Here is a 22,274-nt window from a genome sequence, read left to right as displayed (position 1 = left end):
GTTCTGTGCTTTCTTCTACGCGCTTATGCTGCGACCTTCGACGATTCCATCAGCTTGACGAAGCGGTCGAACAGATAGGCGATGTCGTTCGGTCCCGGCGACGCTTCCGGGTGACCCTGGAAGCAGAACGCCGGCTTGTCGGTGAGCGCGAAGCCTTGCAGCGTGCCGTCGAAGAGGGAGACGTGCGTGACCTTCGCGTTCGCGGGAAGCGTCGACGCATCGACCGCGAAACCGTGGTTCTGCGACGTGATCACGACGCGTCCGTCTTCCATGTCCTTGACCGGATGGTTCGCGCCGTGGTGGCCCGTCTTCATCTTCAGCGTTTTCGCGCCGACGGCGAGGCCCATGATCTGATGGCCAAGGCAGATGCCGAAGGTCGGAATGCCGCGCTCGATGAATTCGCGCGTGGCGGCAATCGCGTAGTCGCACGGTTCCGGGTCGCCGGGACCGTTCGACAGGAAGATGCCGTCCGGGTTGAGCGCGAGCGCGTCGGCGGCCGTGGCTTGTGCCGGCAGCACGGTGACGTGGCAGCCGCGCTCGGCGAGCATGCGCAGGATGTTGTACTTCACGCCGTAGTCGAACGCGACCACGCGATGCTTCGGCGCTTCCTGCTTGCCATAGCCGGACTCGAGACGCCATTCAGTCTGCGTCCAGTCGTAGGTTTCCTTCGTCGACACGACTTTCGCGAGGTCCATGCCTGCGAGACCCGGGAAAGAGCGCGCGAGTTCAAGCGCCTTCGCTTCATCGGTGCCGGCGAGGATGCAGCCGTTCTGCGCGCCCTTGTCGCGCAGGATGCGCGTGAGCTTGCGCGTGTCGATGCCCGCGATCGCGACGACGCCTTGCGCCTTGAGGTAATCCGCAAGCGACTGCTCCGAGCGGAAGTTGGAAGCGAGCACCGGCAGGTCACGGATGATCAGTCCGGCGGCATGGACTTTGGTGGCTTCGACATCTTCGGCATTCACGCCGACGTTGCCGATATGCGGGTAGGTCAGCGTAACGATCTGGCGGGCGTAGCTCGGATCGGTGAGGATCTCTTGATAGCCGGTGATCGCGGTGTTGAACACCACTTCGCCGATCGTCGAACCGGAGGCGCCGATCGAATGACCACGAAAGACCGTGCCGTCGGCGAGTGCGAGAATTGCGGGGGAAAATGACGGCAACACGGGAGGCTCCTTGGGGAACACCCTGTTGCCGACCTGTCTATCCGGTTGCCGGGGTTGCGCGCAGCCGGTTCTGGCGCGCGCAGACCGCATCGCGTGAGTGGAGACGGGCGCATGGATCGCGGCGGTCGCTGGCCCCGACTGTTTTCCGCAGGGTGCGGGACGGTTGGCTCAGGCGGTCGGCGGCATGCGGCGCGTGCTACAAGGCGCGGCGGATGAACGGTGTGTGGGAGGTAGGCGCCAGGGTGCGGGTTGATGTGCTCAAACCTTCGAATTATAGCTGGGATCGGCCTTCGACGCCAAATTTTGAGACTTGCGAGACGCACAGGACGTTCCAGGAGCGCCCGCCAAAGCGTCCAGGCAGCACATCGGTTCGATTACGAGACGGCGCGCTCGGTCTTGTGCAGCACGCGGCTCGGCAGGACATACCAGATCGCGCTTGCGACCTGCAGCGCGACCAGCACGCCCCAGGCGGTCAGGTGCGCGGCCGCGGGGTAATGTCCATCCTCGATCGGCCAGAGCGAAAGCACGCCGCCGATCCCAACCTGAAACCCGAAGATCAACACGAAGATGACGAGCGTCAGCGTCGTGTTCGTGCGCCCGATCATGTGCGAGGGGAAGTACTCGGCCAGCACCGCGTAGCTCAGGATGCCCGTGCCGCCGAAGATGCCGTAGGCGGCGAGCAGGATGGCGGGCGGCAGCGGCGCGCGAAACAGCATCAACACTTGCACGAGCACGTAAAGCGCCATGCCGATGCCACAGAACGCATACACCGATACACCGCGGCGTTCCAGGCTGCGCGCCGCCGCGCCGAAACCGATGCAGCCGGCCATCATCGCGAATCCGAGGACCGAAACCAGCGCCGCCGTGTGGCTCGCGGTGAGGCCCATCACATCGAGCAGGTACGGCCGGATCCAGAGCGACTGCATCGCGTAGAACACACCCTGCGTCACGACGGAAAACGATGCGATCTTCCAGAACGCCGCGCTCTTGAGAATGTGCCAGGTGCCTTTGAACTGCGTGACGATGTCCGCTTGATGATGGGCGTCGCGCTTTTCCGGTGCGAAAATCACGATCGCGGCAGCAACGAGAACCGTGAACACGCCGAGCCCGGCGCACACGCTGCGCCAGGTCGCGAACGAGAGCAGCGCTGCCAGCGGCGATCCGACGACCACGCCGCCCAGCCCGCCCATCGCCATCGTCAAGCCATTGATGAGCGGGAGCCGCGCGACCGGGAAATACTGCGCGGAAGCCTTGAACGCCGCGCTCAGGCACACCGACACGCCGGCGCCGATCAGCAACCGCCCCGCCATCATGCCGGCGAGCCCATGCGCCATACCGAACACCCAGATGCCAAGCGCCGCGAACAGCAGCATGCCGGCCGTGACCCGGCGCGGCCCGAAGTGATCGAGCAGCACCCCGACGGGAATCTGCGCGGCCGCGAAGCCGATGAAGTAAAGCGACGTCAGCAAACCGAGGTCAGCGGCGGACAAGCCGAGATCGTGCGTGATGAGCGGCGCGAAACCGAGATTGACGCCCCGGAATACGTACGAGACGAAGTAACCGGCGGCGAACAGGAAGAAGACACGCAGACGAACGGAGGACTTCATTCGATGCAGGCGCTTTTGGTTTTTAAAGCAGGAGTTTAACCGCGGCGCCCAAATGAAAACGCCGTCACCTTGGTGACGGCGTGGGATCAAATATCGAGCAAGTTACTTCTTTTTGCTCTTCGTGCTCGAGGTCTTGGTCGGCGTGGCCGCAGGCTTGACCGTCTTGGGTTCGCTCTTCTCCGACACCTTCGTGATCTTGCCGGCCGAATGTCCCGTAGATTTCGTTCCGCGCGACGCGCTGGGCGCCGGCACGTGCGTGCCGATCTTCGTCACGCCGCCGCCGGACCGGCTCGACGCCGCCACGGTCTCCACGCGCACCGGCCCGGGTTCCGCCGGCACCGCACGGCCGTACGGCACGTGCAGTACGATCACCTGCCCCGGCATGATCGAATCGCGGCGGGTACGGTTCCACGCCCTGACCTGTGCGACCGAGACGTTGTAGCGATCGGCGAAGGTCGCGATCGACTGCTGGCGGCGCACGCGAATCACCATCTTGCGCGTGTCGGGCACGTCCGGCTCGACGGCCAGCACGGCGCTCTCGGCGACGTCGGCGCTGATGTCCTCGTCGTCATCGTCGTTGCGCGGCACGACGATCGTCGAGCCCGGCTTCAGGCGCATGCCCGCCGGAATGCGGTTCACCGACATCAGCGTATCGGCGTCGACGCCAATCTTTTCGGCGATCGCGGCCGGCCGCGAGCGCTCGGTGACGGTGTAGGTGGTCCACGACGAAAGCGCGCCCGAATACGACTTCAGGTTGCGCTGGAAGGCGGTGGCGTTGTCGAACGGAAGCAGGATCTGCGGATTCGTTGCGCCGAGAATCACCGGCTTCGCAAACGACGGATTCAGCGAGCGAAACTCCTCCACCGGCATGCCGGCGAGCTTCGCGGCCATCGTCACGTCGATATCACGCGCGGTGGTCACAGTAACGAAATACGGGTGATTCGGAATGTCAGGCAGCGAGAGGCCGTACATCTGCGGGTTCGTGACGATATTCTTGACCGCCTGCAGCTTCGGCACGTAATTGCGCGTCTCGCTGGGCATGCGCAGGCTTTCGTAGTCGGTCGGCAGGCCAGCCGCCTCGTTGCGCGCGATCGCGCGCTGCACGTTGCCCTCGCCCCAGTTGTACGCGGCGAGCGCGAGATGCCAGTCGCCGAACATGTCATGCAGACGCGAGAGGTAATCGAGCGCCGCGCTGGTCGAGGCGAGCACATCGCGCCGCTCGTCCTGCCACATGTTCTGCTTCAGGTTGTAGTCGCGGCCAGTGCCCGGCACGAACTGCCACATTCCGGCGGCCTTCGCCACGGAAAGCGCCTGCGGGTTATAAGCCGATTCGATGAACGGCAGCAGCGCGAGCTCGGTCGGCATGTGCCGCTGCTCCAGCTCCTCGACGATGTGATACAGATACTTCTGCGAGCGCCCCGTCATGCGTTCGACGTAGTCGGGACGCTGCGCATACCAGCTCGCCTGCATGTCGACGAGGTCGCTCTGCAAATCGGGGATCTGGAAACCGCGGCGAATCCGGCCCCACAGATCGGCGTCGCCGCTCGCAAGCGAATCGACCGACGTCTTGTCGACGTTGATCGTTTCCTTGGCGGCGGCGGTTCGGCGGATCGTGTCGGCTACGGCTTGCTGTCTGGACGCAGAAGGGAGTGAGGAAAGGGAATTGGGCGCTGTCGGTCCCTGGCTGGCACAAGCTGCCAGCGTGAGGACGAGTAGCGCGCTAAGAATCTGTCGCATGAACGTCTCGGATTCCAAAAAATATGCTTGGAAATTTGGAGCCGATAGTACGGAACCGCACTGCGGACGTCAATATAAAAGACGGAAATGCGAGCAAAATCCGATATCTGGCGACGTTTCCTACGTTTCGGATGAAGTTCGTCGCCACTTCGTGCGCATTAGCGAAACTTGTCTTTCCAGCTGCGCAGCAATCGAAACGCTTCGAGGCGATCCGGGATCGCGTGGTTGTAGTGGGCAGCGAGCGCCGCCTGGACGTCCACTTCATCGACGCGCAAAAACGGGTTCACTGCCTTTTCATGGCCGATCGTGGTCGGCAAGGTCGGCTGGTCGGCCGCGCGCATGGCCTGCGCGTCCTCCTGCCAGCGCGCGAGCGCGTCGTTCGCGGGTTCGCAGGCGCGCGCGAAACGGATGTTCGAGAGCGTATATTCGTGGGCGCAATGAACCTGCGTGTTCTCGGGCAGCGCGGCGAGCGCGTCGAGCGACGCGAGCATCTGTTGTGGCGTGCCTTCGAAGAGCCGCCCGCAACCGCTCGCAAAGAGCGTGTCGCCGCAAAAGAGATGCGGCGTGCCGGTCGGGTCGGCGTGCTGGAAGTAGGCGATGTGGCCGGCGGTGTGCCCGGGAACGTCGATCACCGAGACGCCGAGCGCCGGGCTCGCGATGCTCACGCGGTCGCCGTCTTTCAGGCGCTGCGTCAGATGCTCGATTCGCTCGCCAGCCGGGCCATAGACGGGGATCGCGCCGCCCGTGCCATCGTCCGAACGGCTAGCGAGCAAGTCTTCGACGCCGCCGACGTGGTCGTGATGATGGTGCGTGAGTAAAATAGCGGTCAGCCGCCAGCCGCGTTTCGCGAGACAGGCTTCCACCGGCGCGGCGTCGCCGGGATCGACCACGACGGCGTCGCTGCCGTCGGACACGAGCCAGATGTAGTTGTCTTCGAATGCCGGCACCGGCACATATTCAAGCGTTTTCATAGCGAGCTCTTCAAGGCGGCAATGCCGAACATGTCTGACCGATCGATTATAGACTGGCCCGCCTGGACTGGCTCAGCGCCTGGACGTTACGTGCTCGACTGGGAGCAGGCGCAGCTCGATCGCGTGGTGTCCGACATCTTCGGCTACCACGCGCTGCAACTCGGCATGCCGCAACTCGACGCATTGCGGGAGAACCGCATGACGGGTCGCGCGCTCGTGCTCGATGCCGCGAGCGGCGCGAGCGCGCCCTATACGTATCCGCCGGCCAATCCCCGGCCGGGTGTCGCGTCGCTGCCGTCGGCGAATCGCGGGTTGCACGCGCCCGAGGGCCGCAGCACTGTCTGGTGCGACCTGCTCGACCTGCCGTTCGAAGCACAGAGCGTGGATCTGCTCGTGATGCCGCACACGCTCGAATTCACCAGTGACCCGCACCGCCTGCTGCGCGAAGCCGAACGCGTGCTGATGCCCGAAGGCCAGTTGATCATCCTCGGCTTCAATTCGCTGAGTCTCTGGGGCGCGCGGCAATCGCTCGGGAAGGTGGCCGGACGGCCGTTCGTGCCGGACGCGCACGACATGATCGCGTTCACGCGAATCAAGGACTGGATCAAGCTGCTCGGATTCGACCTTGAACGCGGGCGCTTCGGCTGCTATCGTCCGCCGCTCGTCGCTGAAAAATGGCTGCAGCGCTATCAGTTCATGGAAGCGGCCGGCGACCGCTGGTGGCCGATCTTCGGCGCCGCCTACATGATCACGGCGATCAAGCGCGTGCCGGGCATGCGCCTGATCGGCCCGCGCAAGCAGAAAAAACCCGCACTCGCGCCGGGGCTCGCCCCGGTTGCGGCTCCGCACACTCGCAACGAGCATTGATGACTTCAGACTCCGCACAGAAGGTAATCGACATCTACACCGACGGCGCCTGCAAGGGCAACCCCGGCCCCGGTGGCTGGGGCGCCCTCCTGCGCTTCGGCTCGCAGGAAAAGGAACTGTTCGGCGGCGAGGCCGCCACCACCAACAACCGCATGGAACTGATGGCCGTGATTGCCGCGCTCGAAGCGCTCAAGCGGCCGTGCCATGCCGTCGTCCACACCGATTCGCAATATGTGCAGAAAGGCATCAGCGAGTGGATTCACGGCTGGAAGAAGAAAAACTGGATGACGGCCGCGAAGACGCCCGTCAAGAACGCCGACCTCTGGAAACGGCTCGACTCGCTCGTCGGCCAGCATCAGATCGAATGGCGCTGGGTCAAGGGCCACGCGGGCCATCCTGAAAACGAACGCGCCGATGCGCTCGCCAACCGCGGCGTGACATCGCTCGCCGACAGCTAATCGCCGAATCTCAAAATCAAGCCAATGCGCCAACTCGTACTCGACACCGAAACCACCGGCCTGAATGCCCGCACGGGCGACCGTATCATCGAAATCGGCTGCGTCGAGCTGATCAATCGACGGCTCACCGGCAACAACCTGCACTTCTACGTCAACCCGGAACGCGACAGCGACCCCGGCGCGCTCGCGGTGCACGGCCTGACGACCGAATTTCTCAGCGACAAGCCGAAGTTCGCGGAAGTCGCGGCCGAGTTGCGCGCGTTCATCGCGGATGCGGAGCTGGTCATCCATAACGCGCCATTCGACATCGGCTTTCTCGATGCCGAATTCGCGCTGCTCGGACTGCCGCGCGTTGCGGAATGCTGCGGCGGCGTGATCGACACGCTCGTGCAGGCGAAGCAGATGTTCCCGGGCAAGCGGAATTCGCTGGATGCGTTGTGCGACCGATTCGACATCAGCAACGCGCACCGCACGCTGCACGGCGCGCTGCTCGACTCGGAGCTGCTCGCGGAAGTCTATCTGGCGATGACACGCGGCCAGGAAAGCCTTGTCATCGACATGCTGGGCGACGTGCCGTCGGCGGGCGCGACGCTGTCTCCTCGCATCGCGCTGGACGATCTCGATCTTCTGGTGATCACCGCGAGCCCCGACGAGTTGACGGCCCACGAGAGCGTGCTCAATGAGCTCGACAAGGCGGTCAAGGGAACGAGCGTGTGGCGTACAGAAGCGGTCGTGGTGGAAAATGCCGAGGCAGCGGCATAAATGCGTGCATTGCTTTAAAGAACTGCTTTACGAATGCGGATAACTCTGACATACTTTCGCTTCTTCGGGTGGTTAGCTCAGCGGTAGAGCACTGCCTTCACACGGCAGGGGTCACTGGTTCGATCCCAGTACTACCCACCACGATAGAGGCAAGCGTTTTCAGTTCGGAACGTCTGCCAGAAAACCCCGGCGCTGAAAAGCGCCGGGGTTTTTTACTTGCAGCTCCGTTCAGTGTGATTTAGTGCGAGTCAGCGCGCCCTACCCCGCCCACACGCCCCGCGCCATCCCGCTCGCCGCGATCACCATCACGATCACCAGTCCCGCTTCCACATCGCTCATCGACGCAAAGCGCCGCGCGCGTCCGAGATCGATCGCGCCGCCGTGGGTGGCAGCCACGCGCCAGCGAATCACCGCCATCATCGGAGAGATTTCGATGAACAGGATCAGTACTAGCGCCGTCATCTTCAGATGGAATAGCGGCTCGTACAGATAGTACGCGCCGCCTTTCTCGAACCCGCCGAATGCGCGCATCACGCCGGTGATCAGCAGGGCAAGCGCGGCGAGACCCCACATGGTGTCGGCGCGAAAGACATCGCGCAGACCTACCGCGTTCGCTTGGAGAGGATTCGAGGAATCGAGCCGGCGCAATGCGCGGGCTCGCGCGAGCACGGCAGCCAGTGCGAAGCCGAACGCGAGCAGATGTATCGCCGCCAGCAACCAACGGATCAGCATGCTCTCCTCCGCGCGCTCGACAAGAAAGACGTGAACTGGCATGTGCTACGGAAATCGACCGGCATGCAACGAAGTCAGCAGCGATGGCGATCGCCGAGGGCGCCCGCGTCAGACCTGCCGCAACGTGCTATCCAACGCACGAGCGGCGCTGCGGTCGCCTTCGTTCGACAGCGGCGTGCGGAACACCGTCGTCCGGTTGTGGCCGGCCGCCGCGGGCGAATCCCACAGCAACTCCATCTTCGGACGATTCGCGAAGACGCCCAGCCAGCCACGGCGCGTCGCGGACGCGGACGCGGACGCGAGCGACGGAGCGGGCACGGCAGCGACCGAATCGGCGGCTTGCGGCCATTTCACCGACAATTCCCGCGCGTCGTATTGCCCGAGCTTGCGGCTTTCGGCCCAAACGACGGCCGTGCGCGTGATCGGATCGAGCGAAATCGCATAGCGGCCGATGGCGAAGCGCCGCGCGGCGATGTTCGTGCGCCACAACGCGCGCGGCCGGCATATCCACACGACGACGGCATACAACGCCGGCGCAACCAGAAGCCACCCGTTCGATTCGGCGAGCGCATGCACCGCGCGCCGCCAGCCCGCCTGCCACGTGAAGACGCCGACGGAAAACACCGCGAACCCGAACGTCAGCAGGGCGAGCAGGCGCAGCGCCTGGCGCAGCCACTGCGGCAATGGATGCAGCGGCCGTTCGGCCCGCGCCCGTGCGCCGGGAAGAAAGATCAGCAGGAACAGCAGGACGAGATTGACGCAGGCCCAGGGCGACGAAAACATCGCGTGCAGTGACGACATATAACCCATCTGCGACATCGACAACACCCATCGCGCGACGAGCACGAGCCCGATCGCGCGCAGCGTGAAGACGGTGCCGGCGCCCGGTGCCGGGTGCGCGCTGGGTTGCTTCGTTCTCGCCAAAACATTCGCTCCTGTCCACGGTTAACGCGTTGATGCGGGCCGCCGAAGACGACGGTCTGCCGCGCTTGGCGCGAGGCCCGGACATTATAGGGAGATTGCCGCGCTCGCCATCGATTTCATGGCCGCCGCCCGCCTTCGAGGCAAAAAAGCGTCCGATTGTGACAACGCCCCGTGCGCCTTGCGGCGCACGGGGCGTTGCTCCGGGAAACGACCTGCGTCCTACTTGGCGTTGACTTCGCGCAGCACGGTACGGCGCTTCTGGCGCAGCAGTTCCTCATACGTCTGGACATAGCGCTGGGCCATGACCTTCGACGAGAAACGCGTTTCGAACGCCTGACGCACCTTCGCGCGCGGCAGCGTATCGAGGCGCTTCACAGCGGCGATCGCGCTGAGTTCGTCTTCGACGACGAAACCCGACACGCCGTTTTCGATCACTTCCGGCACCGAACCGCGGTTGAACGCGATCACCGGCGTGCCGCAAGCCATCGCCTCGATCATCACCAGGCCGAACGGCTCCGGCCAGTCGATCGGGAACAGCAGCGCGTGCGCGTTGCCGAGGAATTCCGACTTCTGCTGCTCGTTGATCTCGCCGATGTACTCGACGTGCGGCAGCGCGAACAGCGGCTTGATGTGCTCTTCATAATAGGCGCGGTCGGCCTTGTCGAGCTTAGCCGCGATCTTGATCTTCATGCCCGCGGCCTCGGCGATGCGGATCGCCCGGTCGACGCGCTTTTCCGGGGAGATGCGGCCGAGGAACGCGAGATAGCCCGGCTTGACGTTCGGAATCGGCTTGAGCACGTTTTCCGGAAGGCCGTGATAGACCGTCGACAGCCAGTTCGCCTGCGGCAGCGGCTGGCGCTGGTTGTCGGAGATCGAGACGACCGGCACGTCGCTGAACGTGTTGAAGATCGGCTGCAGTTCCGGCAGGTCGAGACGGCCGTGGAGCGTCGTCAGGAACGGCACCGGCTGGCGCGCGAACAGCGAGAACGGGTAGTAGTCGATGTGGAAATGCAGCACGTCGAATTCGTCGGCGCGGCGGCGGACTTCTTCGAGCAGCAGCATGTGCGGCGCCATCGTGTCGCGGATGGTCGGGTCGAGGCGCAGCGCCTGCGGCCAGAACGCTTCGAGCTTGGCCGACGTTTGCGAATCACCGCTCGCGAACAGCGTGACGTCGTGCCCCGCTTCGACCAGCGCTTCGGTCAGGTTGGACACCACGCGCTCCGTGCCGCCATACAGTTTCGGCGGAACGGCTTCGTGGAGGGGCGCGATTTGAGCGATTCGCATGTCGGAAACTCCTAATAAAAATTCAGGCTAAGTACGGCGTGTCGTGTCGAAGTATCGGAAGCGAATCGCTCGGCTCGGGCGGAAGTTCCCGCTGGAAATCCAGCGGCTAGAGACTGATGCACGAGTGAAAAAGCGGGGTCGCTGATCACCAGGTTTTCGCGCGGATGGCTGACTAGAGCAATTTCGATTCCATCTCTAAAACCACCGCGCACCTGCAATAAACGCGCAAGTTGCGACTGGGTTGACGGGAACCTACAGAAACCTGTCAAAAATCCTAGGTGGAAACCCGCAGCGAATTATGGTGGTTTTTACACGGAACCCGCGTAGTCATTTCAACTTATTTACCTTGTTACAAAGGGGAAACACTTTGCAAACCCCTGTTTATTAAGGCTGTTCTACATTGGAAGACGTCTGTTCGCGCGGGCGTGGGCCATTGGCTCGCCGTCCTTCCCTTCTCTCGACGCGTGGGCTTCCGATGCCGGGTCAGCGGGCCCGCGTCGTGCTTCGCCATGCAATCGATGAGCTGAACGGCCGTCGAAAGTCCTCGCAGCGAAGCGACGCGGCAAAGCGGGAACATCCGCCGCCCGGCGCGCATTGCATACAATGCGCCGCGCCCGAGTGTCGTGCGGGGCGCGTGAGGCGCGTTTCAGAGACGTTCGCCGCGCCTCGCAGTCGAATTTGGCTTCCTTGACCCAACGCATAACTGGCTACAATTCAGCCAGGGGATCGCACGCCGGCGCCGCCTCCCGTTTTTCCATACAACGGCGGTTCCGTACTCAGGCCAATACGAGCTCAACCGATCTACGACCAAAAAACGACCAATTGGACCAACTCACCGTCTCCCAGCGTAACGCGCACAACGCCAGGCTAGCGAGCTACGCGCATCGCCCGCTCGCGTTCCTGCTTCGTTACATCCGCCGTCACCCGATCGCCCACGCCACCGTTCTCATCAGCGTGTTCGCCGCCGTCGGATGCGCCCTCGCCTCGCAGTACGCGATCAAGCACCTGATCGACGTGCTCGGCCAGGGCCGCGGACATCCGGGCGCCCTTTGGGGCGCGTTCATGATCCTGGTCGGACTGATCGCCGCCGACAACATGCTCTGGCGCGTGGGCGGCTGGGTCGGGGCGCATGCGTTCGTCACCGTGACGGGCGACTTGCGGCGCGACCTGTTCCAGTACCTGAGCGGCCACTCGCCGACCTACTTCTCCGAGAAACAGCCGGGGATGCTCGCGAGCCGGATCACCGCGACGTCGAACGCGATCTACACCTCCGAGAACGTGATAGCGTGGAACGTCCTGCCGCCGTGCATCGCGGTGCTCGGCGCGATCGTGATGATCGTGACCGTCAATCCGCTGATGGCGGGCGGCCTGATGCTGGCGTCCGCGATCCTTTCGCTCATCCTTTACCGGCTCGCCAAGCGCGGCTCGGCGCGGCACCACAATTTCGCGTCGAAGGCGGCGTCGGTCGATGGCGAACTCGTCGACGTGATCGGCAACATGGCGCTCGTGCGCGCTTTCGGCATGACATTCCGCGAGCAGAAGCGCTTCGGTTCGACGGTCAAGGCCGAGATGGTCGCGCGCCAGCAGAGCCTGCTGTATCTGGAGAAGCTGCGGCTCTTTCACGCCGTCGTGACGGCGATCCTGTCAGCCGGGCTGCTCGGCTGGGCGCTGTGGCTTTGGTCGAATGGTCGCGCTACTTCGGGCGACATCGTGCTCGTCAGCTCGCTCGGTTTCACGATCCTGCACGGCACGCGCGACCTGGCGGTGGCGCTCGTCGATGTGACGCAGCACGTCGCGCGTCTTGCCGAAGCCGTGCAGACGCTGCTCGAGCCGCACGGCATGCCGGACCGCTCGGACGCGACCGAACTCGTGCCGCAGGGCGGGCGCGTTGATTTCGAGAGCGTGACGTTCGCGTATCCGCGCCGCCGGCCGATTCTCGACAACTTCCACCTGCACATCGAGCCGGGACAGCGCGTCGGGCTGATCGGCAAGTCGGGCGCGGGCAAATCGACCGTGCTCGCACTGCTGCAGCGCTTCTACGAGCCGCAAGGCGGCAGCATCAAGGTCGACGGGCAGGATATCGGGTCGATTACGCAGGACAGCCTGCGCCAGTCGATCGCGCTCGTGCCGCAGGACATTTCCCTGTTCCACCGCACGGTGTACGAGAACATCGCGTACGGCCGGCCGGACGCGAGCCGCGAGGAAGTGCTCGCGGCCGCCCGCGAGGCGCGCTGCACGGATTTCATCGAGGCGATGCCGGAAGGGTTCGATACGATCGTCGGCGACCGGGGCGTGAAGCTCTCGGGCGGACAGCGCCAGCGGATCGCGATCGCGCGCGCGATCCTGAAGAACGCGCCGATCCTGCTGCTCGACGAGGCGACGTCGGCGCTCGACAGTTCGTCGGAAGAAGCGATCCAGCACGCGCTCGACCGGCTGATGGTCGGCCGCACGGTGGTCGCGATCGCGCACCGCTTGTCGACGCTGCAGAATTTCGACCGGATCATCGTGATGAGTTCCGGCAAGGTCATCGACGACGGCTCGCCGCAGGAGTTGCGCGACCGCCCGGGCCTGTATCGCGAACTGCTTTCGAAGCAGCACGGGAAACTGCCGGCGATCCCGGTGCCGACGCAGCAGCCTGCATGACCTCGAGCGGGGTCTTCGAAGGCCCCGCGATGAAGCCTCAGTCCCGCAGGTCCCGCATGAAGTTGTCCCGCCACACGGACACGTTGTTCTCCCGCAGCGAAGCAAACATCTCCTGATACCGCGCCTGCCGCTCGCCGAGCGGCATCGCGAGCGCGGTGGCGAGCGCATCGGCCATGTCGTCGATGTCGAGCGGATTCACGATCAGCGCTCCGTTCAACTCCCGCGCCGCGCCCGCGAACTGCGACAGCACTAGCACGCCGGGATCGTCGGGATCCTGCGCCGACACATATTCCTTCGCGACGAGATTCATCCCGTCGCGCAACGGCGTGACGAAACCGACGTGCGACTCGCGAAACAGCGCGGCGAGCACCGAGCGCTCATATTGCCGGTGGATATACCGGATCGGCGTCCAGTCGAGTTCCGCGTAGCGCCCATTGATGCGCCCCGATTCGGCTTCCAGCTGGGAACGGATATCGCGGTATGCGTCCATGTCGGCGCGCGTCGGCGGCGCGATCTGCAGGAACGAGACGTTGTTACGCTGCTGCGGCTGATGTTCGATCAGCCGCTCGAACGCGCGGAAACGCTCGACCAGCCCCTTCGAATAATCGAGCCGGTCGACGCTCATCACGAGCTTGCGCTCGTGCAGCGTCGCCTTGACGATCTGCACGTCGCGGCCGCTTTCGCCGTCCTTCGCGAGCGCCGCGATCTCGTCCGGATAGACGCCGATCGGGTAGGCCGCCGCCTTCAACGTCTTGCCGAACGCGCTGATTTCATACGGCTTTCCGGCATGGCGCAGGATCGATCCGCCGCCTTCCGTCTCGATGTAATCGCAAAACGCGCGCAGGTCGGGCGCCGTCTGGAAGCCGAGCAGATCGAAGGAACAGAGCGCGTCGGCGAGTTCGCGATGGCGCGGCACACTCAGCAGGATCTGCGCAGCGGGAAACGGAATGTGCAGGAAAAATCCGACCCGGTTCGCCACGCCGATCTCGCGCAGCGCCTGCGCGAACGGAATCAGGTGATAGTCGTGGACCCAGATGACGTCGTCGGGCTTCAGGAGCGGCGCAAGCTTCCCGGCGAGCCAGCGGTTCACGCGGCAATAGCCGTCGTACTCGTGGCGGTCGAACTGGATCAGGTCTGGACGATAGTGGAACGCAGGCCACAGCGTCGCGTTCGAAAAACCGCGGTAGTACTGGTCGTAGTCGCGGCGCACGAGACCGATGGTCGCGAAGGTCACCGGCCCGCGCTCTTCGAGTTGGATTCCGGCGGGCGGCGCGGACAGCACGTCGCCGCTCCAGCCGAACCACATGCCGCCCGTTTCCTTCAACGCATCGTAGACGCCGACCGCGAGGCCACCCGCCGCCGGTCCGCCTTCGGAAATCGGCGCGACGCGGTTCGAAACAATGATCAGACGGCTCACGCGCGCGTCCCCGCCATGCCGGCGATGTCGTGCAGCCAGTCGAGGAACGCGCCGACCGACTCGATGCGCGCATGCGCGAGCGTATCGCCCGCGCCGACCTTGATCGACAGCCCGCCGAATTCGTTGACGACGGCGAAGCCTTTCTCGTCGGTCAGGTCATCGCCGACGAACACGGGCTTGCGGCCCGTGAACGGCGGCTCGCTCATGAACGCGCGCACGGCGCGCCCCTTGTCGACGTCCTTCGGCTTGATCTCGTAGACCATCTTGCCGGGCTGGAGCACGTAGGCGTCGGCGTATTCCTGCACCAGTCGCTCGGTCGCGGCGCGCGCGGCCGGTTCGCGATCCGGCGCATTGCGATAGTGCAGCGCGAGCGCCGCGCCCTTGATTTCGAGCAGCATGCCGGCGTTGCGGCTGACCACGCCTTCGAGCACATGCTCCATGCGCAGGAGCCGCTCGTCGTTGAAGCCGACGCGCTGCACGTCGCCGTTCGAATCGCGCCGCTCCGCGCCGTGCAGACCGGCGATCGGCAGATCGGGCATCGCGAGATACGAATCGATGCTGTCGATGCCGCGTCCCGACACCACCGCGACCGCGCCATTGGTCGCGCGCCGCAGCGTATCGAGGAGATCGGGCACGAGACGCGGCACGACGATGCCATCGGGCGTCGGGGCGAGTTCGACGAGCGTGCCGTCGAAGTCGAAGAAGAAAGCCGTATCGGCGAGAGACAGGGTGCTGGGAAGAGCTTGCATCGGTGATTTGCCTTTCAACCGGAAACGACCGGAAAAGTCTGCGCATATTACCGCGAGCGACGCCGTTGTCGAGCAAGCAAGGCGGCGGCCTGCCGGCTCAACGGCGACGCATCCAGACGTGCGGAATATCGTCTTCGTCGTGGATGTCGGAGACCGGTTCGAAGCCGAACGCGCCATAGAACTTCTGCAAATGCGCTTGCGCGTGCAGGCGGATCGGCTGCTGCGGCCACTGCTTCAGTATGTGTTCGAGCGCGCGTTCGAGCATCGCGTTGCCCAGCTTCAGGCCGCGAAACCCGGCGGTCGTCAGCACGCGACCGATGCGGACGTCGGTCTCCGATGCATCCGGCCGACCGGGCAAGAGCACGCGCAAGTAGCCCGCGAGCGCCGGACGCTGCTCGCCTTCGCCATACGCGAACAGATGCCACGCATCGACGTCGAGCCCGTCGACGTCGCCATACACGCAGTTCTGCTCGACGATGAAGACCGCGCTGCGTGCGGCGAGCATGTCGTAGACCTCGGTGGTCGAAAGCTCGGCGAAGGGCTTCCAGCGCCAGTCGAATCGGGAAAGGTGGTCGGTCATGAGTTCGGTCGCGGGCCGGGCTGAATCGAGCGCCCGGCCGGTGGGAAGTCTCGCAATTATGCCGCGCGATGATTGCGGCGGGGAATCGTGGAGGCGATGTCGAAGCACGAAGCACAAAAAGAAAAAGCCCTGACAAGTCAGGGCTTTTTCTCTTACTGGAGGCGCGAACCGGAGTCGAACCGGTCTAAACGGCTTTGCAGGCCGCTGCATAACCGCTTTGCTATCGCGCCGTAAGCGGTGTCGGGTGTCGGCTGCATTTCAAAAGCAGTCAGCCGGGCCACCAAACAAAAAGGGAAGCTCGGCTTCCCCTTTGATTGGAGCGGGAGACGAGTCTCGAACTCGCGACCTCAACCTTGGCAAGGTTGCGCTCTACCAACTGAGCTACTCCCGCATTGTGCTGCACTTTTCTGCCTGATCCTCGATGCGCCAGACATCGAAGACTTCAAAACCTGGAGCGGGAGACGAGTCTCGAACTCGCGACCTCAACCTTGGCAAGGTTGCGCTCTACCAACTGAGCTACTCCCGCATTGTGCTGCACTTTTCTGCCTGATCCTCGATGCGCCAGACATCGAAGACTTCAAAACCTGGAGCGGGAGACGAGTCTCGAACTCGCGACCTCAACCTTGGCAAGGTTGCGCTCTACCAACTGAGCTACTCCCGCATTTCACTTCATTCTGCCCTTGCGTTCGCTGCGCATTTGCTGCTCATTTTCTGCTGCGTTTCAGCGCTCGCTCGACAGAAACGAGATTATGTAGAAGCCTCGAAGCGGTGTCAATAGATTTGTATGCGCCCTTTCACTCTTCGACGCAATTTATAGCATCCCGCCGCGTTCGCGGATTTGCGGCCACGCGAGCTTCATGTAGTAGAGCATCGACCAGACGGTCAGGAACGCCGCGACGTAGATCAGCCATAAGCCCCAGACGCGCGTATCGATGACGAACTGCGTGCCGGAGATTTTCAGCGGTCCGTAGAAAAGCAGCATCGGAATGGCGACCATCTGGCAGACGGTCTTGAACTTGCCGAGCGAGTTCACCGCCACGCTCTTCGATGCCCCGATCTGCGCCATCCATTCACGCAGCGCCGAAATCGTGATCTCGCGACCGACGATCACCAGCGCGATCACGGCATTCAAACGCATCAACTGCACGAGGACGAGCAGCGCGGCGGTCACCATCAGCTTGTCGGCGACGGGATCGAGAAACGCGCCGAACGATGACGTCTGGTTGAGCTTGCGCGCAAGGAAACCGTCGAACCAGTCGGTGAGCGCGGCGAGCACGAAGATGACCATCGCGAGCAAGTTGCGATGCTCCAGGCTCATCATCACGTCGGGCAGGTAGAAGACGCCCACGACGAGCGGAATCAGCACGATTCGCAGCCATGTCAGGAAAATCGGTAGGTTGAACGGCATCGGCTGAGGCGAGGCAACGTGTAAGGGAGGTGCCATTGTGCCGCTTGAACCCTGATGCCACAAGGCAAGCGGCAGGGCAAGCGGCAGCGGCCTCGCTCAGTGCAGTTGCCGGTAGATCTGCTCGGCAAGCGCGAGCGATATCCCTTCGACGCTCGCGAGGTCCTCGACGCTCGCCGCCTGCACGCCGCGCAAGCCCCCGAAACGCGACAGCAAGCGCTGCCGCCGCTTCGCGCCGACCCCTTCGAGTTCCTCCAGCCGCGAGGTCTGCCGCGTCTTCGCGCGCTTCGCCCGCATGCCGGTGATCGCGAAGCGGTGCGCTTCGTCGCGGATCTGCGCGACCAGCATCAGCGCGGCGCTTTCCTTGCCGAGTTCGAGCGGCGCGCGGCCATCGGCGAAAATCAGCGTCTCCAGGCCGACCTTGCGCCCCTCGCCCTTCGCGACGCCGACCAGCATGCCGTGATCGAGTCCGAGTTCCGCGAATACCTGCCGCGCGATTTCGACCTGGCCCTTGCCGCCGTCGATCAGCACGATGTTCGGCAGCAGGCCGCCCGCCGCGACCGGTTCCGCCGCGTCGGGCGTGACGTTGGGATCGGCGGCGTCTTCGGGTTGCAGCGTCGTGGCCTCGTCGGCGGCGTTGGCGGCCGCTTGCGCGAGCATCTTCTCGTAGCGGCGCGTGAGGACCTGGCGCATCGCGGCGTAGTCGTCGCCGGGCGTGATGCCGGCGATGTTGTAGCGGCGGTATTCGCCCGACTGCATCTTGTGATGGTGATAGACCACGCACGACGCCTGCGTCGCCTCGCCCATCGTGTGGCTGATGTCGAAGCACTCGATGCGCAGTTTCGCGAGGTCGTCCATCTCCAGGCTGAGCGTTTCGGCGAGCGTGCGCGTGCGCGCCTGCTGCGAGCCTTGTTCGGAGAGCAGGCGCGCGAGCGCGAGCTTCGCGTTCTGTTCGGCCATCGAGAGCCAGACGCGCTTTTGCCCTTGCGGCTGGCGCAGCAGCGTCACCTTGTGCCCGGCTTGCTCGATCAGCAGATCGACGAGTTCGCGGCTCGCCGGCGCGTGGCTCACGACCAGCACCGGTGGCACTCGATTGCCGAGGTAATGCTGCGCGATGAACGCTTCCAGCACTTCCGATTCGAGCGCACCTTCCCGAACAGCGACGAATTCGGGCTCGGGCTCGGGCTCGTCCCGGGTTGTGTCCGGCACGGCCGCTTCCTGCGCCGCCGGGTGATCCTCCGCGGCGGAAAGCACCGCGTCGGCCTGTGCCGCGGCCTGCTCCGCGCCCACTTCCTCGACGACGATCTGCGCCACGCCTTCGATCAGCTCGCCGTCCTCGTCCTCGTCGATGCCCTCGCCGATCCCCAGCGCCGCTTCGACGTGCGTCGGGAAATACGCCTTGTCGCCGAGATGGCGGCCGCCGCGCACCATCGCGAGATTCACGCACACCTTCCCGCCCAGCGCGACGACCGCGAGAATATCGACGTCGTTATCGCCGCCGACTTCGATCGCCTGCTGATGCAGCACGGTCGAAAGCGAGCTCATCTGGTTGCGCACCGCCGCGGCCTGCTCGAATTTCAGCTCGGCGGCGAAGCCATGCATCTTCTGCTCGAGTTCCTTCATCACTTCGCCCTGCCGGCCGAGCAGGAAACGCGATGCGTTCGCCACGTCGCGCGCGTAATCCTCGTCGCTGATCAAACCGACGCACGGCCCGGTGCAGCGCCCGATCTGATGCAGCAGGCACGGCCGCGTGCGGTTCGTGAACACCGAGTCCTCGCAGGTGCGCAGTTGAAAGACGCGCTGCAGGATCTGGATGCTCTCGCGCACGGCCCACGCGCTCGGGAACGGCCCGAAGTACTGGTTCTTCTTGTCGACGGCGCCGCGGTAATAAGCCATGCGCGGAAACTGATGGCCGGTCAGCTTGAGATAGGGATAGGACTTGTCGTCGCGAAAGAGGATGTTGTAGCGAGGGGTCAGCGCCTTGATGAGATTGTTCTCTAGCAAAAGCGCTTCAGCTTCCGAGCGCGTGACGGTCGTCTCGATCTTGCGGATCCGCGTGACCATCATCGCGATGCGCGGCGAATGCACCGTCTTCGTGAAATAGCTCGATACGCGCTTCTTCAGGTTGCGCGCCTTGCCGACGTACAGTACGGCGCCCTCGGCGTCGTAGTAGCGGTAGACGCCGGGCAGATGCGGCAACTGCGCGAGAATCTTCTTGGGGTCGAAAACGTCGGTGTCTGTCATGCAGCGGAGCAATGCTGAGAAAGGCGCGGAAAATGCCGCACGGCGCGTGGATGATGCATGCTGTCAAGCCATCGGCGCTGTCTTAAAATCGCCAGTTTAGATCATTACGCGGCTGTTTCGCCGCGCGAGACGCGTCCATGACCACGCCCAGCCCGCCCTCGGAAATCGCCTGCGACATTTTCTGCGAGGTCATCGACAACTTCGGCGACATCGGTGTCTGCTGGCGGCTCGCGCGCCAGCTCGCGGCCGAGCACGGCTGGGAAGTGCGGCTTTTCGTCGACGATCTCAAGGCCTTCCACGCGCTCTGCCGCGACGTCGATCCGGCGCTCGCGCGGCAGGAAGCGGCGGGCGTCGTCATCGAGCATTGGCACGAACCGTCGCGCGCTGGCCGAGGTGACTCCGTCACGCTGCAGATCGCCGATGTCGTGGTCGAGGCGTTCGGCTGCGAGTTGCCGTCCGTCTACGTCGCGGCGATGGCGGAGCGCGAGCGCAGGCCGGTGTGGCTCAACCTCGAATATCTGAGCGCGGAGGACTGGGTCGCGGATTTTCATCTGCGGCCGTCGCCGCATCCGCGCTATCCGCTCGTGAAGACGTTCTTTTTCCCCGGACTCGGTCCGGGAACCGGCGGCGTGCTGAAAGAGCGCGCACTCGATGCCGAGCGCCTCGCCTTCGATCGTGACGGCTGGTGGCGCGAACACGTCGGCGTCGCGGCGCCAGCGGCGGAAAGCACCGTCGTTTCGCTTTTCGCCTACGAGAATCCGGCCATCGACGGTCTGCTCGCGCAATGGCGAGACGCGTCGTCGCCGATCGTGCTGCTGGTGCCGGAGGGCCGCATTTCCGGCGCGGTCGCCCGCTTCCTCGGCGTGCCGGCCTTTTCGGCCGGCGCATCGGGGTCGCGTGGATCGTTGCGCGCACACGCGCTCGGCTTCGTCGAGCAGCCGCGTTTCGACGCGCTGCTCTGGGCCTCCGACGTCAACTTCGTGCGCGGCGAGGATTCATTCGTGCGCGCGCAGTGGGCGCAAAAACCGTTCGTCTGGCACATCTATCCGCAATCCGACGACGCGCACCTGCCCAAGCTCGACGCCGCCCTCGCGCACTACGCGAACGGTCTTCCCGACGCAGCGCGCGACTCCGTCGCGCGCTTCTGGCACGCCTGGAACGGGGCCGGAACGCCCGACTGGGCGGATTTCTGGCGCCATCGGCCGCTCTTGAACCAGCGCGCCGCCGACTGGGCGACGGAGCTCGCCTCCGTCGGCGACCTGGCCGGAAATCTGGTTCGCCATGTAGCCGAAATCCTAAAAACTCAGTTAAAATAAGCGGTTATGCAACGGCTCGCAGCTTCCGAATTCCGGCACGATCATCAAGGTGCCAGACCCGACGATGCCAGACAACGCCGTTCGTGACCTCCAGATTTTTCTGCTCCCGCCACTTCCGCGGGTGTTCGCAGGATTGAAACGTACAGGACAGTTTTAGACATGAAGACCGCACAAGAACTCCGCGTTGGCAACGTCGTGATGATCGGCAGCGATGCCATGGTCGTGCAGAAGGCCGAATACAACAAATCGGGCCGCAACTCGGCCGTCGTGAAGATGAAGTTCCGCAACCTGCTGTCGGCCGCGAACATGGAATCGGTGTACAAGGCCGATGACAAGTTCGACGTCGTCATGCTCGACCGCAAGGAAGTGAGCTACTCGTACTTCGCCGACCCGATGTACGTGTTCATGGACGCCGACTACAACCAGTACGAAGTCGAAGCTGAAATGATGGGCGACGCGTTGCACTACCTCGAAGACGGCATGCCGTGCGAAGTCGTGTTCTACAACGACAAGGCCATTTCGGTCGAGATGCCGACCACGCTCGTGCGCGAAATCATCTATACGGAACCGGCGGTGAAGGGCGACACGTCTTCGGGCAAGGTTCTCAAGACCGCCAAGATCAACACCGGCCTCGAATTGCAGGTGCCGCTCTTCTGCAATATCGGCGACAAGATCGAAATCGATACGCGTACCAACGAGTACCGCAGTCGCGCGTAAGCGCAGCAAGTCTTCCGGGCAGGCGCGAGGTTCGTGCCGCCGGGGCGTCGCGGACACCGTTCCGACGCATCCAAAAGAAAAGCGCCCCGAGGGGCGCTTTTCTTTTGCGTGAAATTTTTGCCGTCTTCAGGCAAACTTTACCGGCCTGTCTCGAAATAGGTCGCTTGAGTCTTCCTGCTTTCAACGCGCAGCGCGTCCTGTCTAAAGGAAGCTCGCGTTGGCATGATTACTGCTGTACGAGTGGGTCATCACTCGACAATGAACCATGCCACTTCACAATACGATTACCGTCCGGCTCCTGATCGCCGCCGCGCTTGCCGCGCCCGCGCTCGCGTTCACCGCCGGGTGCTCATCGACGCCGACGAGTGAATCCGCCGGCGAGTACACCTCCGATTCCGCGATCACCGCACGCGTGAAGGCCGCCTTGCTTGCCGATCCGGGACTCAAGTCGCTGTCGGTCAGCGTCGAGACCTATCGGGGAGCCGTGCTGTTGTCGGGATTCGTGAACTCGGATGTACAGATTCAGAAGGCAGTCGCCGTTACTCGAAGCGTCTCGGGCGTGCAATCGGTGAACAACGACCTGCACGTAAAACCGCAGTAACGGTTCGAACGGAAGGAGAAGCGCAGGACGCAGAAGACCGAAGCGGCGCCGCGCGCCCGCAGCCGGACTGGCGCAGTACCATCCGGCCACGGCACGC

Annotated in this window: 19 protein-coding genes and 5 tRNA genes; 8 read left to right on the top strand and 16 right to left on the bottom strand. The window is 64.0% G+C overall.

All coding sequences use genetic code 11. From position 1 onward, the window contains the following. Positions 1 to 23: 23 nt before the first annotated feature. The 4 genes from carA to gloB form a co-directional block, all read right to left on the bottom strand. Positions 24 to 1,163: a glutamine-hydrolyzing carbamoyl-phosphate synthase small subunit gene (carA, locus tag AWB68_RS02340; RefSeq protein WP_087642749.1), complete on the bottom strand. Its 1,140-nt coding sequence runs from the start codon at positions 1,161 to 1,163 to the stop codon at positions 24 to 26. A 374-nt stretch (positions 1,164 to 1,537) separates the two neighbouring features. Then, on the bottom strand, positions 1,538 to 2,770 hold the full coding sequence (locus AWB68_RS02335; RefSeq protein WP_087642748.1) for an MFS transporter: 1,233 nt from the start codon (positions 2,768 to 2,770) through the stop codon (positions 1,538 to 1,540). 102 nt (positions 2,771 to 2,872) lie between these two features. After that, the gene (locus AWB68_RS02330) at positions 2,873 to 4,507 is read right to left on the bottom strand and encodes a transglycosylase SLT domain-containing protein (RefSeq protein ID WP_087642747.1); all 1,635 of its coding nucleotides are present in this window, start codon (positions 4,505 to 4,507) and stop codon (positions 2,873 to 2,875) included. 158 nt (positions 4,508 to 4,665) lie between these two features. Continuing rightward, positions 4,666 to 5,478, bottom strand: a complete 813-nt coding sequence (gene gloB, locus AWB68_RS02325; RefSeq protein WP_087642746.1) for a hydroxyacylglutathione hydrolase — start codon at positions 5,476 to 5,478, stop codon at positions 4,666 to 4,668. Positions 5,479 to 5,508: 30 nt separating this feature from the next. On the opposite strand from gloB, the gene AWB68_RS02320 reads away from it, so the two are divergent. The 4 genes from AWB68_RS02320 (at position 5,509) to AWB68_RS02305 (ending at position 7,706) form a co-directional block, all read left to right on the top strand. Continuing rightward, complete coding sequence (locus AWB68_RS02320) at positions 5,509 to 6,345, top strand: class I SAM-dependent methyltransferase (RefSeq protein ID WP_087642805.1); 837 nt, start codon at positions 5,509 to 5,511, stop codon at positions 6,343 to 6,345. Further along, positions 6,345 to 6,803, top strand: coding sequence for a ribonuclease HI (gene rnhA / locus AWB68_RS02315; protein ID WP_087642745.1), 459 nt, complete (start codon positions 6,345 to 6,347; stop codon positions 6,801 to 6,803). Before AWB68_RS02320 ends, rnhA begins: the two co-directional genes overlap by 1 nt. Positions 6,804 to 6,827: 24 nt before the next feature. Continuing rightward, positions 6,828 to 7,565 carry a DNA polymerase III subunit epsilon gene (dnaQ, locus tag AWB68_RS02310; RefSeq protein ID WP_087642744.1) on the top strand — a complete coding sequence of 246 codons (738 nt, stop codon included), beginning with the start codon at positions 6,828 to 6,830 and terminating at the stop codon, positions 7,563 to 7,565. A 66-nt stretch (positions 7,566 to 7,631) separates the two neighbouring features. Beyond that, a tRNA-Val gene (locus tag AWB68_RS02305) sits at positions 7,632 to 7,706 on the top strand. Positions 7,707 to 7,823: 117 nt separating this feature from the next. Here AWB68_RS02305 and AWB68_RS02300 read toward each other — a convergent pair. The 3 genes from AWB68_RS02300 to AWB68_RS02290 all read right to left on the bottom strand — a co-directional run bounded on the left by AWB68_RS02300 (position 7,824) and on the right by AWB68_RS02290 (position 10,505). Beyond that, positions 7,824 to 8,297 (bottom strand): DUF2214 family protein, encoded by a 474-nt coding sequence (locus tag AWB68_RS02300; protein WP_200828608.1) that lies wholly within the window; start codon positions 8,295 to 8,297, stop codon positions 7,824 to 7,826. A gap of 108 nt (positions 8,298 to 8,405) precedes the next feature. Next, positions 8,406 to 9,221: a hypothetical protein gene (locus AWB68_RS02295; protein WP_087642743.1), complete on the bottom strand. Its 816-nt coding sequence runs from the start codon at positions 9,219 to 9,221 to the stop codon at positions 8,406 to 8,408. Positions 9,222 to 9,440: 219 nt separating this feature from the next. Next, positions 9,441 to 10,505 carry a glycosyltransferase family 4 protein gene (locus AWB68_RS02290; protein WP_087642742.1) on the bottom strand — a complete coding sequence of 355 codons (1,065 nt, stop codon included), beginning with the start codon at positions 10,503 to 10,505 and terminating at the stop codon, positions 9,441 to 9,443. 822 nt (positions 10,506 to 11,327) lie between these two features. On the opposite strand from AWB68_RS02290, the gene AWB68_RS02285 reads away from it, so the two are divergent. Beyond that, entirely contained in the window at positions 11,328 to 13,148 is a 1,821-nt protein-coding gene (locus AWB68_RS02285; RefSeq protein ID WP_087642741.1) for an ABC transporter ATP-binding protein, read from the top strand. Between the two features lie 37 nt (positions 13,149 to 13,185). Here the strand turns inward: AWB68_RS02285 and otsA are convergent, their stop codons facing one another. From otsA to uvrC, 9 genes are all read right to left on the bottom strand, one after another. Then, complete coding sequence (gene otsA / locus AWB68_RS02280) at positions 13,186 to 14,565, bottom strand: alpha,alpha-trehalose-phosphate synthase (UDP-forming) (RefSeq protein WP_087642740.1); 1,380 nt, start codon at positions 14,563 to 14,565, stop codon at positions 13,186 to 13,188. Continuing rightward, entirely contained in the window at positions 14,562 to 15,314 is a 753-nt protein-coding gene (gene otsB, locus AWB68_RS02275; RefSeq protein ID WP_087642739.1) for a trehalose-phosphatase, read from the bottom strand. Before otsB ends, otsA begins: the two co-directional genes overlap by 4 nt. A 97-nt stretch (positions 15,315 to 15,411) precedes the next feature. Continuing rightward, positions 15,412 to 15,894: a GNAT family N-acetyltransferase gene (locus AWB68_RS02270; RefSeq protein WP_087642738.1), complete on the bottom strand. Its 483-nt coding sequence runs from the start codon at positions 15,892 to 15,894 to the stop codon at positions 15,412 to 15,414. A 156-nt stretch (positions 15,895 to 16,050) separates the two neighbouring features. Next, positions 16,051 to 16,124: transfer RNA gene (locus AWB68_RS02265), tRNA-Cys, on the bottom strand. 85 nt (positions 16,125 to 16,209) lie between these two features. Then, positions 16,210 to 16,285 (bottom strand) — tRNA-Gly (locus tag AWB68_RS02260). Between the two features lie 59 nt (positions 16,286 to 16,344). Further along, a tRNA-Gly gene (locus tag AWB68_RS02255) sits at positions 16,345 to 16,420 on the bottom strand. 59 nt (positions 16,421 to 16,479) lie between these two features. Beyond that, positions 16,480 to 16,555: transfer RNA gene (locus AWB68_RS02250), tRNA-Gly, on the bottom strand. Between the two features lie 150 nt (positions 16,556 to 16,705). Further along, complete coding sequence (gene pgsA / locus AWB68_RS02245) at positions 16,706 to 17,302, bottom strand: CDP-diacylglycerol--glycerol-3-phosphate 3-phosphatidyltransferase (RefSeq protein WP_087642737.1); 597 nt, start codon at positions 17,300 to 17,302, stop codon at positions 16,706 to 16,708. Positions 17,303 to 17,398: 96 nt separating this feature from the next. Beyond that, positions 17,399 to 19,543 (bottom strand): excinuclease ABC subunit UvrC, encoded by a 2,145-nt coding sequence (gene uvrC / locus AWB68_RS02240; protein ID WP_087642736.1) that lies wholly within the window; start codon positions 19,541 to 19,543, stop codon positions 17,399 to 17,401. A gap of 137 nt (positions 19,544 to 19,680) precedes the next feature. Between uvrC and earP the strand changes: the two genes are divergently transcribed. The 3 genes from earP to AWB68_RS02225 all read left to right on the top strand — a co-directional run bounded on the left by earP (position 19,681) and on the right by AWB68_RS02225 (position 22,177). Further along, a complete protein-coding gene (earP, locus tag AWB68_RS02235; RefSeq protein WP_087642735.1) occupies positions 19,681 to 20,859 on the top strand; it encodes an elongation factor P maturation arginine rhamnosyltransferase EarP in 1,179 nt (392 codons plus the stop codon). A gap of 159 nt (positions 20,860 to 21,018) precedes the next feature. After that, positions 21,019 to 21,576: an elongation factor P gene (gene efp, locus AWB68_RS02230; protein ID WP_087642734.1), complete on the top strand. Its 558-nt coding sequence runs from the start codon at positions 21,019 to 21,021 to the stop codon at positions 21,574 to 21,576. Between the two features lie 265 nt (positions 21,577 to 21,841). Continuing rightward, entirely contained in the window at positions 21,842 to 22,177 is a 336-nt protein-coding gene (locus AWB68_RS02225) for a BON domain-containing protein (RefSeq protein WP_087642733.1), read from the top strand. The last annotated feature ends 97 nt before the right edge of the window (positions 22,178 to 22,274 follow it).

This window comes from Caballeronia choica (genome assembly GCF_001544535.1).
GTDB classification, from domain to species: domain Bacteria; phylum Pseudomonadota; class Gammaproteobacteria; order Burkholderiales; family Burkholderiaceae; genus Caballeronia; species Caballeronia choica.
This window is presented reverse-complemented; position numbering and strand designations above follow the sequence as displayed.